Origin of the sequence: Pseudomonas sp. NMS19W, assembly GCF_051554255.1 — a bacterium.
Lineage (GTDB): Bacteria > Pseudomonadota > Gammaproteobacteria > Pseudomonadales > Pseudomonadaceae > Aquipseudomonas > Aquipseudomonas kribbensis.
Genome location: NZ_CP136718.1, coordinates 3,693,242 through 3,706,745 on the forward strand (window position 1 = coordinate 3,693,242; position 13,504 = coordinate 3,706,745).

The 13,504-nt window shown below is 61.9% G+C and carries 12 protein-coding genes and 1 pseudogene; 7 read left to right on the top strand and 6 right to left on the bottom strand.

Annotated features, from left to right (window positions below):
• Positions 1-150 precede the first annotated feature (150 nt).
• The 3 genes and pseudogenes from hydA to preA all read left to right on the top strand — a co-directional run bounded on the left by hydA (position 151) and on the right by preA (position 4,314).
• Positions 151-1,589, top strand: a pseudogene (gene hydA / locus R1A29_RS16735) (dihydropyrimidinase).
• Between the two features lie 82 nt (positions 1,590-1,671).
• On the top strand, positions 1,672-3,039 hold the full coding sequence (locus R1A29_RS16740) for an NAD(P)-dependent oxidoreductase (protein ID WP_438298959.1): 1,368 nt from the start codon (positions 1,672-1,674) through the stop codon (positions 3,037-3,039).
• On the top strand, positions 3,040-4,314 hold the full coding sequence (gene preA / locus R1A29_RS16745) for an NAD-dependent dihydropyrimidine dehydrogenase subunit PreA (RefSeq protein ID WP_011334812.1): 1,275 nt from the start codon (positions 3,040-3,042) through the stop codon (positions 4,312-4,314).
• A gap of 212 nt (positions 4,315-4,526) precedes the next feature.
• Here preA and R1A29_RS16750 read toward each other — a convergent pair whose 3' ends face one another.
• A complete protein-coding gene (locus R1A29_RS16750) occupies positions 4,527-5,147 on the bottom strand; it encodes a TetR/AcrR family transcriptional regulator (protein ID WP_007952885.1) in 621 nt (206 codons plus the stop codon).
• A gap of 146 nt (positions 5,148-5,293) precedes the next feature.
• Between R1A29_RS16750 and R1A29_RS16755 the strand changes: the two genes are divergently transcribed.
• From R1A29_RS16755 to copD, 3 genes are read left to right on the top strand one after another with little or no spacing between them, the layout of a single operon-like run.
• Positions 5,294-5,728, top strand: a complete 435-nt coding sequence (locus R1A29_RS16755; protein ID WP_438298960.1) for a GNAT family N-acetyltransferase — start codon at positions 5,294-5,296, stop codon at positions 5,726-5,728.
• A 47-nt stretch (positions 5,729-5,775) separates the two neighbouring features.
• The gene (copC, locus tag R1A29_RS16760) at positions 5,776-6,138 is read left to right on the top strand and encodes a copper homeostasis periplasmic binding protein CopC (protein WP_438298961.1); all 363 of its coding nucleotides are present in this window, start codon (positions 5,776-5,778) and stop codon (positions 6,136-6,138) included.
• A gap of 3 nt (positions 6,139-6,141) precedes the next feature.
• A complete protein-coding gene (gene copD, locus R1A29_RS16765; RefSeq protein ID WP_438298962.1) occupies positions 6,142-6,999 on the top strand; it encodes a copper homeostasis membrane protein CopD in 858 nt (285 codons plus the stop codon).
• Between the two features lie 2 nt (positions 7,000-7,001).
• Here copD and R1A29_RS16770 read toward each other — a convergent pair whose 3' ends face one another.
• Both R1A29_RS16770 and R1A29_RS16775 read right to left on the bottom strand, forming a co-directional pair.
• Positions 7,002-8,144, bottom strand: a complete 1,143-nt coding sequence (locus R1A29_RS16770) for an HlyD family secretion protein (protein ID WP_265814037.1) — start codon at positions 8,142-8,144, stop codon at positions 7,002-7,004.
• Complete coding sequence (locus tag R1A29_RS16775) at positions 8,141-9,796, bottom strand: MFS transporter (protein WP_438298963.1); 1,656 nt, start codon at positions 9,794-9,796, stop codon at positions 8,141-8,143. The genes R1A29_RS16770 and R1A29_RS16775 overlap by 4 nt, the downstream gene beginning before the upstream one ends.
• Positions 9,797-9,992: 196 nt before the next feature.
• Between R1A29_RS16775 and R1A29_RS16780 the strand changes: the two genes are divergently transcribed.
• Positions 9,993-10,943, top strand: a complete 951-nt coding sequence (locus tag R1A29_RS16780; RefSeq protein ID WP_438298964.1) for a polysaccharide deacetylase family protein — start codon at positions 9,993-9,995, stop codon at positions 10,941-10,943.
• A gap of 45 nt (positions 10,944-10,988) precedes the next feature.
• Here the strand turns inward: R1A29_RS16780 and R1A29_RS16785 are convergent, their stop codons facing one another.
• From R1A29_RS16785 to R1A29_RS16795, 3 genes are read right to left on the bottom strand one after another with little or no spacing between them, the layout of a single operon-like run.
• Positions 10,989-11,789: a sulfite exporter TauE/SafE family protein gene (locus R1A29_RS16785; RefSeq protein WP_438298965.1), complete on the bottom strand. Its 801-nt coding sequence runs from the start codon at positions 11,787-11,789 to the stop codon at positions 10,989-10,991.
• Between the two features lie 9 nt (positions 11,790-11,798).
• Complete coding sequence (locus R1A29_RS16790) at positions 11,799-13,043, bottom strand: FAD-dependent oxidoreductase (RefSeq protein ID WP_438298966.1); 1,245 nt, start codon at positions 13,041-13,043, stop codon at positions 11,799-11,801.
• Between the two features lie 38 nt (positions 13,044-13,081).
• Positions 13,082-13,420 carry an ArsR/SmtB family transcription factor gene (locus tag R1A29_RS16795; protein WP_007952897.1) on the bottom strand — a complete coding sequence of 113 codons (339 nt, stop codon included), beginning with the start codon at positions 13,418-13,420 and terminating at the stop codon, positions 13,082-13,084.
• Between the last annotated feature and the right edge of the window lie 84 nt (positions 13,421-13,504).

The window sequence follows — 13,504 nt, forward strand, 5'->3', positions numbered from 1 at the left end:
ATCATAAGCTTATAAAAAATAATCTTGATCAATTGCAGAACTGCGACTAGCGTCTATTCCTGACAGCGCTGACAAGATTACGCATTGGGCGCTGCAAACAATAAAACACTAGAACCGGCACAAGTCGGTCATGCCTGCGAGGAACTCGGAATGTCTCTGTTGATCCGTGGCGCCACCGTTGTTACCCATGATGAAAGTTACCGCGCCGATGTCTATTGCGCTGACGGCGTGATCAAAGCCATTGGTGAAAACCTTGATATTCCCGCCGGCGCCGAAGTGCTCGACGGCAGCGGCCAGTACCTGATGCCCGGCGGCATCGATCCGCACACCCACATGCAACTCCCGTTCATGGGCACCGTGGCCAGCGAAGATTTCTACAGCGGCACTGCCGCAGGCCTGGCCGGTGGCACCACATCGATCATCGATTTCGTGATTCCCAATCCGCAGCAGTCGCTGCTCGAAGCCTTTCATCAGTGGCGCGGCTGGGCGGAGAAGTCGGCGTCGGACTATGGCTTCCACGTCGCGATCACCTGGTGGAGCGAGCAGGTGCGCGAGGAAATGGCCGAACTGGTCAGCCATCACGGGATCAACAGCTTCAAGCATTTCATGGCCTACAAGAACGCGATCATGGCCGCCGACGACACGCTGGTGGCGAGCTTCGAACGCTGCCTGGAACTCGGCGCGGTACCGACCGTTCACGCGGAAAACGGCGAGCTGGTCTATCACCTGCAGCGCAAGTTGATGGCCCAGGGCATCACCGGGCCGGAAGCGCATCCGCTGTCGCGGCCCTCGCAGGTGGAAGGTGAAGCGGCCAGCCGGGCGATCCGTATCGCTGAAACCATCGGCACGCCGCTGTACCGGTGCACGTCTCGACCAAGGAAGCCCTCGACGAAATCACCTACGCCCGCAGCAAGGGCCAACCGGTCTACGGCGAAGTGCTGGCCGGGCATCTGCTGCTGGACGACAGCGTCTACCAGCACCCGGACTGGCAGACCGCCGCCGGTTACGTGATGAGCCCGCCGTTCCGTCCGCGCGGGCATCAAGAGGCACTGTGGCATGGTCTGCAGAGCGGCAATCTGCACACCACCGCCACCGACCATTGCTGCTTCTGCGCCGAGCAGAAAGCCGCCGGGCGCGATGACTTCAGCAAGATCCCCAACGGCACCGCCGGCATCGAAGACCGCATGGCAGTGTTGTGGGATGAAGGAGTGAATTCGGGACGTTTGTCGATGCAAGACTTCGTCGCCCTCACCTCCACCCACACCGCCAAGATCTTCAACCTCTACCCGCGCAAGGGCGCGATCCGCGTCGGCGCCGATGCCGATCTGGTGCTGTGGGACCCGCAAGGCACTCGCACCATCTCCGCCAAGACCCACCATCAGCAGGTGGACTTCAACATCTTCGAAGGCAAGACCGTGCGCGGTGTGCCGAGCCATACCGTCAGCCAGGGGAAAGTGGTCTGGGCAGACGGCGACCTGCGCGCCGAGCGTGGGGCGGGCCGGTATATCGAACGGCCGGCGTATCCGGCGGTGTTTGATTTGCTGAGCAAGCGGGCTGAGTTGCACAGGCCTGTGGCCGTCAAGCGCTGACTCCTGATCGTTCCCAAGCCGAACGATCAAACCACTGCCCGACAGAGGCAGAAAACCTCAATTAACCGTGAGGCAAAAAACCGTGATCGAGACCCTGAACCATCTCCCGCACCCGCACGAAAGTGCGGCCGCCCTCGCCGGCCATTTCACCGATCTGGCACCACCGCTCAACGACCGTCAGGCGCATCTGGAAGCCTCGCGCTGCCTGTATTGCTACGACGCGCCGTGCGTGAATGCGTGCCCGAGCGAGATCGACATTCCGTCGTTCATCCGCAATATCCATCAGGACAACGTGCCCGGTGCGGCGCAGAAAATCCTCTCGGCGAACATCCTCGGCGGCAGTTGCGCCCGGGTCTGCCCGACCGAAATCCTTTGCCAGCAAGCCTGCGTGCGCAACAACGCCCAGGAATGCGCGCCAGTGCTGATCGGCCTGCTGCAACGCTACGCCGTGGACAACGCGCATTTCACCGAACATCCGTTCCAGCGCGCCGCCGCCACCGGCAAACGCATTGCCGTGGTCGGTGCCGGCCCCGCAGGTTTGTCCTGCGCCCACCGCAGCGCCATGCACGGCCATGACGTGGTGATTTTCGAAGCGCGCGAAAAGGCTGGCGGACTCAACGAATACGGAATCGCCAAATACAAACTGGTCGACGACTACGCACAGAAGGAACTGGATTTCCTCCTGCAAATCGGCGGCATCGAAATCCGCCACGGGCAGAAGCTCGGTGAAAATCTGACCCTCAGCGAACTGCATCAACAGTTCGACGCGGTGTTCCTCGGCCTCGGCCTGAACGCCAGCAAACAACTTGGCCTGGCCCACGAAGACGCCCCCGGCCTGCTCGCCGCCACCGACTACATCCGCGAACTGCGCCAGGCCGATGACTTGTCGCAACTGCCGCTGGCTGAACACTGCATCGTCCTCGGCGCCGGCAACACCGCCATCGACATGGCCGTGCAAATGGCCCGTCTCGGCGCCCGCGACGTCAATCTGGTGTATCGCCGTGGCGCGGCGGACATGGGCGCCACCGGTCACGAGCAAGACATCGCCAAGGCCAATCAGGTGCGGCTGCTGACCTGGGCACAACCGGACGAAGTGCTGCTCGACGCTCAGGGCAAGGTGCGCGGCATGCGCTTCGCCCGCACCCATCTGGTGGAAGGCCGTCTGCAAACCACGGGCGAGACCTTCGAGCTGGCGGCCGATGCGATCTTCAAAGCCATCGGCCAGGCCTTCGACGCCAGCGCCCTCGCCGATCCGCTGGCCCGCGAACTCAAGCGTCAAGGCGAACGGATTCAGGTCGATGACAACCTGCGCACCAGCATTCCCGGCGTGTATGCCGGCGGCGACTGCACCAGCCTCGATCAGGACCTCACCGTGCAAGCGGTGCAACACGGCAAGCGCGCCGCCGAGGCGATCAACGCTCAACTGATGCTCAACGTGGAGGCTGCGTAAATGGCCGATCTCTCGATTGTCTTCGCCGGCATCAAAGCCCCCAACCCGTTCTGGCTGGCCTCCGCGCCGCCGACCGACAAAGCCTATAACGTGGTGCGCGCCTTCGAGGCCGGCTGGGGCGGTGTGGTCTGGAAAACCCTGGGTGAAGACCCGGCGGCGGTCAACGTGTCCTCGCGCTACTCGGCACACTACGGCGCCAACCGCGAAGTGCTGGGCATCAACAACATCGAACTGATCACCGACCGCTCGCTGGAAATCAACCTGCGGGAAATCACCCAGGTGAAAAAGGACTGGCCGGATCGCGCGCTGATCGTGTCGCTGATGGTGCCGTGCGTCGAAGAGTCGTGGAAACACATCCTGCCGCTGGTGGAAGCCACCGGCGCCGACGGCATCGAGCTGAACTTCGGCTGCCCCCACGGCATGCCCGAGCGCGGCATGGGCGCGGCGGTCGGTCAGGTGCCGGAGTACGTCGAGCAGGTCACGCGCTGGTGCAAGACCTATTGCTCGCTGCCGGTGATCGTCAAGCTGACGCCGAACATCACCGACATCCGCGTCGCCGCCCGCGCCGCACACCGGGGTGGTGCTGATGCGGTGTCGCTGATCAACACCATCAACTCGATCACCAGCGTCGACCTCGAACACATGGTCGCCCTGCCCACCGTCGGCAGCAAAAGCACCCACGGCGGTTATTGCGGCTCGGCGGTCAAGCCGATCGCGCTGAACATGGTCGCGGAAATCGCCCGCGATCCGCAGACCCAGGGCCTGCCGATCTGCGGCATCGGCGGCATCGGCAGTTGGCGCGATGCCGCGGAGTTCATCGCCCTGGGCAGCGGCGCGGTGCAGGTGTGCACGGCGGCGATGCTGCATGGTTTCCGGATTGTCGATGAGATGAAGGACGGCTTGTCGCGGTGGATGGACAGTCAGGGTTACGCCAGCATCGCCGAGTTTTCCGGGCGGGCGGTGGGCAACACCACGGACTGGAAGTACCTGGACATCAACTATCAGGTGATTGCGAAGATCGACCAGGAGGCATGCATCGGTTGCGGGCGTTGCCATATTGCCTGCGAAGACACGTCACACCAGGCGATCAGCAGCCTGAAACAGGCCGATGGCACGCACAAATATGAAGTGATCGATGACGAGTGTGTGGGATGCAACTTGTGCCAGATCACCTGCCCGGTGGCGGACTGCATCGAGATGGTGCCGATGGAGACAGGGAAGCCGTTTCTGGACTGGAATCATGATCCGAGGAATCCCTACCACGTTGCGGTCTAGATCGCCTGCAGATCCAGAAGCCCCCCTCACCCTAGCCCTCTCCCCTGGGAGAGGGAACCGACCGGGGAATATTGGTGAACTGCACCGACATGAACGATCTGCTTTGAATCCATAATCAACTCGGTGGTTCAGGTCGATGTAATCCGCAAGACACCTCCGTAGGCTCCCTCTCCCTCCGGGAGAGGGCTGGGGTGAGGGCCAGCTTTTGACTTTCAAGGCTCCAACCCGATCCCCCGCAAAATCACACTCGTCACCGTCTGCACCGCCCGCTCGAACTGCATGTCCGACAACGGCTGATGCTCATTCAAAATATTCACCTGATGATCGAAGTCCGCATAGTGCTGCGTCGACGCCCAGATCATGTACAGCAGGCTCGACGGCTCCACCGGCAGAATCCGCTTGTCCTCCACCCACTGACGGATCTTCGCCTCTTTCATCTTCGCCCAGTCGTACAGGCTGACATCCAGCGCCTCACCGAGGGTCGGCGCGCCATGGATGATTTCGTTGGCCCAGACTTTCGAGCCGTAGGGGCGGCTGCGCGAGTGGTTCATTTTGGCGCGGATGTAGCTGCTGAGCACCACCCGTGGATCGTCGAACATCTCGAAGCACAGCGCGTCCTGCTTCCACACTTCCAGCAGGTCGAACAGCACGGCGCTGTACAGCTCGCTCTTGGTTGAAAAGTAGTAATGCAGGTTGGAACGCGGCAGCTGCACTTCGGCGGCGATGTCGGCCATGGCGGTGCCGCCGAAGCCTTTTTCGGCGAAGACTTTTTCCGCCGCCAGCAGGATCTTGTCGACGTTGGTGCGGCGTATTTCGATCTTGTGATTGCCCATGAGGGCTCCCTGAAGACAACGTTGTTGAAGACTAGCATCCGCTCTGGGCAAGGGGCGACAGGCGAGAACGATTCTTCACACACTTGGGCTTTTTTCTGGTTTAGGATCGCCCCCTTCTCCCTGTCAGACACTGAAGGATCTTGTCCATGACCATTCGCAAACGTATTGCCGCGGACGATCAGCAACTTGCCGACCTGTGGGAACGTTCCGTCCGCGCCACCCACGACTTTCTTCCGGAAGACGACATTCACCGACTGTTCCCTCTGGTCCGTGACGCCTACCTGCCCGCGCTGGAAGTCTGGGTCTTCGAGAACCCCGACAACTCTCCGGCAGGCTTTATTGCCACCGACGACGACACCGTGCAGATGCTGTTCATCGACCCGGCTCAGCGTGGCCAGGGCATCGGCCGACGCTTGCTCGACCATGTCCGCCGCCCGTTGCTGAAGGTCGACGTCAACGAACAGAATCCCCAGGCCCACGGCTTCTATCTGCACTACGGCTTCGAGGACATCGGCCGCTCGGAACTCGACGGCGAAGGCCGGCCCTTTCCGGTCGTGCACATGCGCCTGAAAACCCTGTGAACCTCGCTCTATACTCAGCCCGCCATTTCACTGAAAGGACACTGCCCATGTCGATGAAAAAACTGTTCACCGCCGGCGCCCTGCTGGCTTCGCTGGTCGTCACCTCCCAGGCGTTTGCCCATGCGCATCTGAAAAGCGAAACCCCGGCCGCCGACAGCACCGTCGCCGCGCCTGCGAATCTGCGCCTGGTGTTTTCCGAAGGCGTCGAAGCCAGCTTCACCAAAGTCACCGTGACTCACGACGGCTCGCCGGTGAAGATCAAGCCGCTGACCACCGAAGGCGACAAGAAAACCCTGATCGTCACCCCCGAAGCACCGTTGACCGCTGGCCAATACAAGGTCGAATGGCACGCAGTGTCGGTCGATACGCACAAGAGTGAAGGCGCCTATCAGTTCAAGGTTGGCCAGTAACTCATGAGCGACGCGCTGGTGCTGTGCCGGTTCCTGCATTTCATCGTGGTGTTGATGCTGTTCGGGGCCTGGCTGTTCCGGCCGCTGCTGCTCAAGGGTGAAGCGCCGGCGCTGGATCGGCAGCTGGCGCGGCTGGCTCGTTGGTTGACGGCGATTGCGCTGGCCAGCGGCGTTGTCTGGGCGCTGCTGATCACCGCGAGCATGGCCGGTTCGGCGGCTGCGGCGTTCGACCCGGACACTGTCGAACTGGTGCTGGGCCATACGTTTTTCGGTCAGGTGTGGCGCTGGCATCTGCTGATCAATGCCCTGTTGCTGGCGTTGCTGTTTACGCCCTGGCGTTCGAGCCAGCCATTGCGGCTGGGCCTGAGCGCATTGCTGCTGATGACCCTCGCGCCGGTCGGCCACGGGGCGATGCTCGACGGATTCAGCGGCCAGATGCTGATCCTTAATCAGGTCGTTCACCTGACTTGCGTGGGCGCCTGGCTCGGCGGTTTGCTGATGCTGGTGATGATCCTGCGCCAATCCGGCGAAACGGTGCGTTACGTCTTGCAGCGCTTCAGCGGGATCGGCTATGTGCTGGTTGCTGGTCTGCTGATCACCGGATTGATCAACGTGCGTGTCCTCACCGGCCAGTTGTGGCCGACGCCGTTGTTTTCGGGATTCGCCCTGATCCTGCTGATCAAGGCCTTGCTGGTGCTCGGGATGCTGGGGCTGGCGCTGTTCAATCGCTTGCGCATCCGTGATTGCGAACAGCGCGTCGACACCCTTAAACGCAGCGTAATGCTGGAGTGGCTGCTGGGGATCGGCGCGGTGGCGGCGGTTTCCGTGCTCGGCACCCTGCCGCCGATGATTGCGGCCTGACGTCAGTGCTTCTGAGTATCACCCTTTGCCGTATCGATGCTGACCACCACCGACATCCCCGGCCGCAAGCGCTCGATTTCCTGTTGGTCCGGATCGATGGTCACCCGCACCGGCACCCGCTGGGCGATCTTCACGAAGTTGCCGGTGGCGTTGTCGGCCTGCAATAACGCGAACTCCGAACCGGTGCCGGGCGAGATGTGCTGAACGTGGCCGGTGAATTTGCGGTGGTTCAGCGCATCGACGGTGAAGCTCACCGGTTGCCCGACCCGCACGTTGTCCATCTGGGTTTCCTTCATGTTGGCGATCACCCATTTCTGGTCCGGCACCAGTGCCATCAACTGCGCCCCGGAATTGACGTAGGCACCGAGACGCACGCCGATCTGCCCGAGCTGACCGTCACGCGGGGCGATAATCCGGGTGTTGGACAAATCGATCCGCGCCAGTTGCACAGCGGCCTCGGCACTGGCCACGGCGGCCTCCAGCGAACCGCGATTGACGATCACCGTTTGCAGATCCTGCCGGGCGATTTCCAGATTGGCCTTGGCCTGCGCTACGGACGCAATGCTTTGCGCGTTGGCGGCCAGCGCCACGTCCATCTCGCGTTTGGATACCGAGCCGTCATTGACCAGCGCGGTGTTGCGGCGCAGGTCAGCCTCGCTTTTGCGCAGCTGCGCCTCGCTGTCCGCCACCACCGCCTGCCGCAACTTGATCGTCGCTTCGGCGCTGTTGCGTTGCTGCACCACGTTGGCCAACGAAGCTTTCTGCACCGCCAGTTGCGCCAGCGACTGATCCAGACGCTGCTGATAAATCCGGTCATCGAGACGCACCAGCAGATCCCCGGCCTTCACGAACTGAAAATCCTGCACCGGCACTTCATAGACATAACCGCTGAGCTGCGGGCCGATGATCGTCACCTGTCCGCGCACCAGAGCGTTTTCGGTGGTTTCGACCGCACTGCTGAACGGCGGCAACTGCCACGCATACAGCACGATCAGCACGCCGACGATGGCAATCGCGGCAAAGCCCAGCGACGAGATGATCCGCACCCGCAACGAGCGCGGCTCGGTGTTCGGCGATGACGGCGGCGCCACGCCCTCGGGCGTGGCGGCAATGGCATTGGTGGTCGTGGTGGTCGGTTCGGTCATGAAGAAGTGGCACCGCTGGAAGGTACGGAAGGTGTCGGGGCGACGGCTTTGGTGGTGCTGATCAGCCATAGCGCACGGATGGAAATCCAGATCATGGTGAGGATCGCAATCACCGCGATCAGCATGAACACATCGTTATAGGCCAGCACGTTGGCCTCGCGGGTGGCGGCATTGGCGAGGCTGCGAATGCCTTGCAGATTGCGCAGGCTCGGGTCGGCGATCAGGGAGCCGACCGCCGAACCGCCACTCTGCACCCGGGCGGCCACCAACGGGTCGGACAGCACCAGTTGCTCGACGATATGGCTGGAATGGAATTTCTCGCGCACGATCTGGAAGGTCCCCAGCAACGCCGCGCCGATCAGGCCGCCGAGGTTGTTGCAGATCCCGAACAGCACGGAAAAGCTCACCAGATTGCGCGGATTGGTCAGCACGTTGCGGGTGCCGAGGACCATGGTCGGACCGAGGAAGAATGTGCTGCCGAAGGCCAGCAGGAACTGGCTGAAATACAGGTTTTCGGGGCGGGTCAGGTTGTTCGAGGAACTGTCGATGATCGAACCGGTGGCCATCAACGCAAGCGAGACGATCAGCGGCATCAACAGATGTTTCGGGTCGATGGTCAGCGCACTGGCCAGCAGCCCGGCGACGCTGCCGATCAGCATCACCACGTAGAGGCTGTGCAACTGCTGGCTGCTCATGTTCAGGTTCTGCATGAAACCCACGGCACCGGTGGATTGCTCCGAGGTCACCATGCGAATCAGGATTACCGCCAGCGCCAGTCGGATCATCACCCCGCTGCCGAGCCAGCGGGTCATCAGCATCGGGTTGCTGCGGTTGTGTTCGATGGCCAGTCCCGCGAGGATCAGGGCAATCGACGCGGCGAGGGCAATGCCGATCCACCGTGCCTCCAGCCACCAGTCGATCCGGCCCAGGGACAGCACCGCGCACAGCAAGGCCACGCCGCTGGCGAGGATCGCGAAGGTCAGGAAGTCGAGGGGTTCGAAGGTCTTGAAACGGTCGCCGGGCGGCAGCTTGAGCATCAACACACAGCCCAGCGACAGCAGCGCCATGCCCAATTCGAACAGATACAAGCCGCGCCATTCGGCGATCTGCAAAAGGTCTTCGGAAAACAACCGCGCCAGCGGCAAGGCCAGTTGCGAAGTGCCAAGACCGAGCACCAACGCCTTCATCCGCCATTTGGCCGGGAACGCCTGCACCATGTAATACAGGCCCAGCGAACTCAGCGCTGCGCCGACCATTCCGTGGGCCGCGCGCACGGCAACCGCCGAATTCAGGTCATTGACGAACAGATGCCCGAAGGTCACCAGCGCATACAGCACCAGAAACACCTCGGTGAACGCCCGCAGCCCGAACTGCTGGCGAAACTTCACCAGCAGCAGGTTCATCGACACGTTGGTCATCACATACGCCGCCGGCAGCCAGGCCATCTCCGCCGTGGTCGCCCCGAGTGCACCCTGCAGATAAGGCAGGTTGGCGACCACCAGCGAATTGCCCAACCCGCCGGTCAACGCCACCAGCAACCCGACCAGCGCATACGCCAGGCGCTTGGGGTTGGAATGCAACGGCGTCGAGGGGGATCCGGGCAGACTGGGCTTCTCGTGAGGCTGCCAGTTGCGCGGGGCGTATCGATCCATGGAAAGGCCTTGTACGGTGATGGCTTGAGTGTGCCGCAAAACGGCAGCCAAACACATATCCCTGTGGGCGCTTGCTCCCACAAGTCAGTGGTGGATTCGTAAATTTTGTTTAAAGGTCATCTCGCCCGCAGCGGATTTTTCCCAAGCGTAGCGGATGCCAACCTTGCCGCACTTCTCAACCTGCAAGGTGCCCGTTATGACCACGCCCCGCTGGCAACGCTCCCCGCGTCTGCTGAAAAACCTGCTGGCAGCCACCCTGTTGCTGCCCGCCCTCGCCTTCGCCCAGGAACGCCCGTGGCCGGATGGCTCGCAACTGGTGATTTCGGTGTCGATGCAATTTGAAACAGGCGGCCAGCCCGAGGGCGCAGAAAGTCCGTTCTCCGGCACGCCGCTACCCAAAGGTTATCCGGACTTACCGGCGCAGACCTGGTTCGATTACGGCTACAAGGAAGGCCTGTGGCGCATGCTCGATCTGTGGGATCGCACCGGCATCAAGGTCACCTCCCACGTGGTCGGTGAGGCGGCGCTCAAGCACCCGGAACTGGCCAAAGCGATTGCCGAGCGCGGCCATGAACTGGCGGCCCACGGCATGCGCTGGGCCGATTCGTACAACATGAACTACGCCCAGGAAAAACAGTTCATCGGTGACGGCGTCGCGGCGGTAGAGAAAATCACCGGCCAGCGCTCGGTGGGCTACAACGCCAACTGGCTGCGGCGCAGTCCCAATACGCTGAAGGTGCTGCAGGATCTGAACTTCACCTACCACATTGACGATGTCAGCCGCGACGAACCTTTCGTGACCATGGTTCGTGGACGCAAATTCGCCGTGGTGCCCTACACCCTGCGCAATAACGACATTGTGCTGGTCGAAGGCCGGCATTTCTCCGCCGAGCAGTTCTATCAGCAACTGGTGCTGGAATTCGATCGCCTCTACCCCGAAGGCGCGAGCAAGCGGCGGATGATGTCGGTGAGTCTGCACGACCGCATCGGCGGCACGCCGGCGATGGTCGAGGCGATGGAGCGCTTTATCCGTTATGCGCAATCCCATCCGAAGGTGACATTCATGCGCAAGGATCAGATTGCCCAGGTGGTGCTGACCGAGAAAAACCCGCTGATCGACAACACCGAGGCGGCGTACAACCAGTGACAGAAAAATCGCAGCCAAGGCTGCGATTTTTCTCTGCTCAACGACTCAGGCCCGCAGCAGCATGTAAGCCGCGACCACCAGACACACACTGGCGAATCCCACCTGCAATGTCCTCGCCGGTACTCGCGCGCAAAGTTTGCGCCCGATGATCATGCCGACAATGCTGGCCACGATGAACGCCGCACCCAAATGATCGATCCGCACCCCGGCATGGAACGCACCGATCACGCCAATGGCGGAAATCAGGCTGATCACCATCAGCGACGTGGCGACGATGCCGCGCATCTGCACATCGGTCAGTTGCTTGAAGGCCGGCACGATCAGAAACCCGCCGCCGACGCCCAGCAACCCGGACACCACACCGGTGACCGCGCCCAACGCTGCGAGGGTTGCGGTGCATTTGGCGGTCCAGTCGAAACGGCCGGTCTGTTCATTGAGCATGCAGTTCTTCTGGCCCCAACTGGCGTGGCCATGATCGCTCGGCCCCTCTTGCTGGCGTTCGCGACGCAGCATGCGCCAGGCCACCATGACCATCAGCAGGCTGAAGAGGATCATCAGGATTTTCTCAGGCAACTGGTGCGCGAAGTAGATCCCCAGCGGTGAAAACACCGCCCCGAGCGCCGCGATCAACAGCGCCGCTCGGTAGCGCACCAGTCCATGACGCAAACCGTCGATGGCCCCGACTGCCGCCGCACTGCCCACGGCGAACAACGCCACCGGCGCCGCTTGCGTCATCGTCCAGCCCAGACCGAGTACCAGCGCCGGCACCGCGAGAATCCCGCCGCCGGCCCCGGTCAGCCCGAGGATCAATCCCATCACCACGCCAAACAGACTTGCCAGCAACATAGGGAGTTCTCAGTCGACTTTGGACAGACTCGTCAGCCACTCACGCCCCTTGAGCATGCCGTTCCAGTAGAACCACGGCAGCAGGGATGCCTTCAACCACCAAGCGGAACGCCGTGGCACGGTCGGGTCGAGGGGAAAGGTCGGCAGCAACTTACCGCCATAGCCGAACTCGGCGAGGATCACCTTGCCCTTCTCCACCGTCAGCGGGCAGGAGCCGTAGCCGTCGTACTTCAACGGCAACGCCAGAGACTTGCGCTGGGCCAGCAGGTTCTCGGCAACCACCACGACCTGCTTGCGCACGGCAGCAGCGGTTTTCGCGTTGGTGGTGTTGCAGATATCGCCGAGTGCGAATACCTCCGGGTAACGCGGATGTTGCAGGCTGTGCGGGTTGACTTCGCACCAGCCGGCGGCGTCGGCCAGCGGACTTTGTGCGATGAAGTCCGGGGAAACCTGTGGCGGCACGACGTGCAGCAGATCGAAGGTCTTGGCCACCTGAGTGACGTTGCCGTCGGCATCCTTGACCTCGAACCAGGCGGTTTTCGCCGGGCCGTCGACCTTGACCAGATTGGCATTGAACGCCAGGCGGGCGTTGTATTTTTCGATGTACTTCATCAGCGGTGGCACGAACGTCGCCACGCCGAACAGCGCCGCGCCGGCCAGGTTGAATTCAACCTCGACCTTGTTCAATACGCCGTTCTTGAGCCAGTGATCGCAGGACAGGTACAGCGCCTTCTGCGGCGCGCCTGCGCATTTGATCGGCATTGCCGGCTGAGTGAACAGCGCCTTGCCGCCGCGCAGTTTCTGCACCTGATCCCAGGTGTATTGCGCGTGCTGATAGCTGTAGTTGGACGTCACGCCGTGCTGGCCGAGGTTTTCCTGCAAGCCCTCGATCTTCTCCCAAGCCAGGCGCAGGCCGGGGCAGACAATCAGGTTCTGGTAGCTGACGGTACGCTGATCGTTGAGGGTGAGCTGGCGTGTGTCGGGATCGATGGCCGTCACTGCCGCTTGAATCCAGGTGGCCTGACGCGGCATCACCTTGTTCATCGGTCGGGCGGTGTCTCTGGCGTCGTAGGCACCACCGCCGACCAGCGTCCACGCCGGTTGGTAGTAATGCTGGGCACTCGGCTCGATCACCGTCACTTTCAGGTGCGGATCACGCTTGAGCAGACTGGCGACAAAACCGATGCCGGCGGTGCCGCCGCCGATGACCACGATGTCTGCACTGATGGATGGGCCCCAGTGTTGATCGTTCATTGCTTGTTCCTTATTGCTGCACGCAAGGATAGCCGGGTCTATTGCGCCCAGCTTTTGAGTACGGCTCCGCAGTAGAGTCCGGACAGGGTTTTCATCACCTGGATGACCTCATGACTGGCGAGACCGTAAAAAATGTACTTGCCTTCACGTCGGGTCGCGACCAGCCCTTCATCACGCAGGATGCCCAATTGCTGGGACAGGGTCGGCTGGCGCACGCCGGTCATTTTCTCCAGCTCGCCGACGTTGCGTTCGCCCTGGGTCAGCTGGCACAGGATCAGCAGCCGGTCCTCATTGGCCAGGGCCTTGAGCAGCGAACAGGCCTTGGAGGCCGAGGCGCGCAGTTGGGCGACTTCACATTCGGTCAGACTGGATTGCATTTGCAGGATGCCTTCAACGTCACTTAAGCTGCGGACATTATGTGTTTACATAAAGTGTTGCAACCCTGACTTTCCACCTTCCTG

Bases quoted from the DNA above. Each gene is read 5' to 3' on its own strand.
- preA (WP_011334812.1), top strand. From the start codon at position 3,040: ATGGCCGATCTCTCGATTGTCTTCGCCGGCATCAAAGCCCCCAACCCG.
- R1A29_RS16750 (WP_007952885.1), bottom strand. From the start codon at position 5,147: ATGGGCAATCACAAGATCGAAATACGCCGCACCAACGTCGACAAGATC.
- R1A29_RS16755 (WP_438298960.1), top strand. From the start codon at position 5,294: ATGACCATTCGCAAACGTATTGCCGCGGACGATCAGCAACTTGCCGAC.
- copC (WP_438298961.1), top strand. From the start codon at position 5,776: ATGTCGATGAAAAAACTGTTCACCGCCGGCGCCCTGCTGGCTTCGCTG.
- copD (WP_438298962.1), top strand. From the start codon at position 6,142: ATGAGCGACGCGCTGGTGCTGTGCCGGTTCCTGCATTTCATCGTGGTG.
- R1A29_RS16770 (WP_265814037.1), bottom strand. From the start codon at position 8,144: ATGACCGAACCGACCACCACGACCACCAATGCCATTGCCGCCACGCCC.
- R1A29_RS16775 (WP_438298963.1), bottom strand. From the start codon at position 9,796: ATGGATCGATACGCCCCGCGCAACTGGCAGCCTCACGAGAAGCCCAGT.
- R1A29_RS16780 (WP_438298964.1), top strand. From the start codon at position 9,993: ATGACCACGCCCCGCTGGCAACGCTCCCCGCGTCTGCTGAAAAACCTG.
- R1A29_RS16785 (WP_438298965.1), bottom strand. From the start codon at position 11,789: ATGTTGCTGGCAAGTCTGTTTGGCGTGGTGATGGGATTGATCCTCGGG.
- R1A29_RS16790 (WP_438298966.1), bottom strand. From the start codon at position 13,043: ATGAACGATCAACACTGGGGCCCATCCATCAGTGCAGACATCGTGGTC.
- R1A29_RS16795 (WP_007952897.1), bottom strand. From the start codon at position 13,420: ATGCAATCCAGTCTGACCGAATGTGAAGTCGCCCAACTGCGCGCCTCG.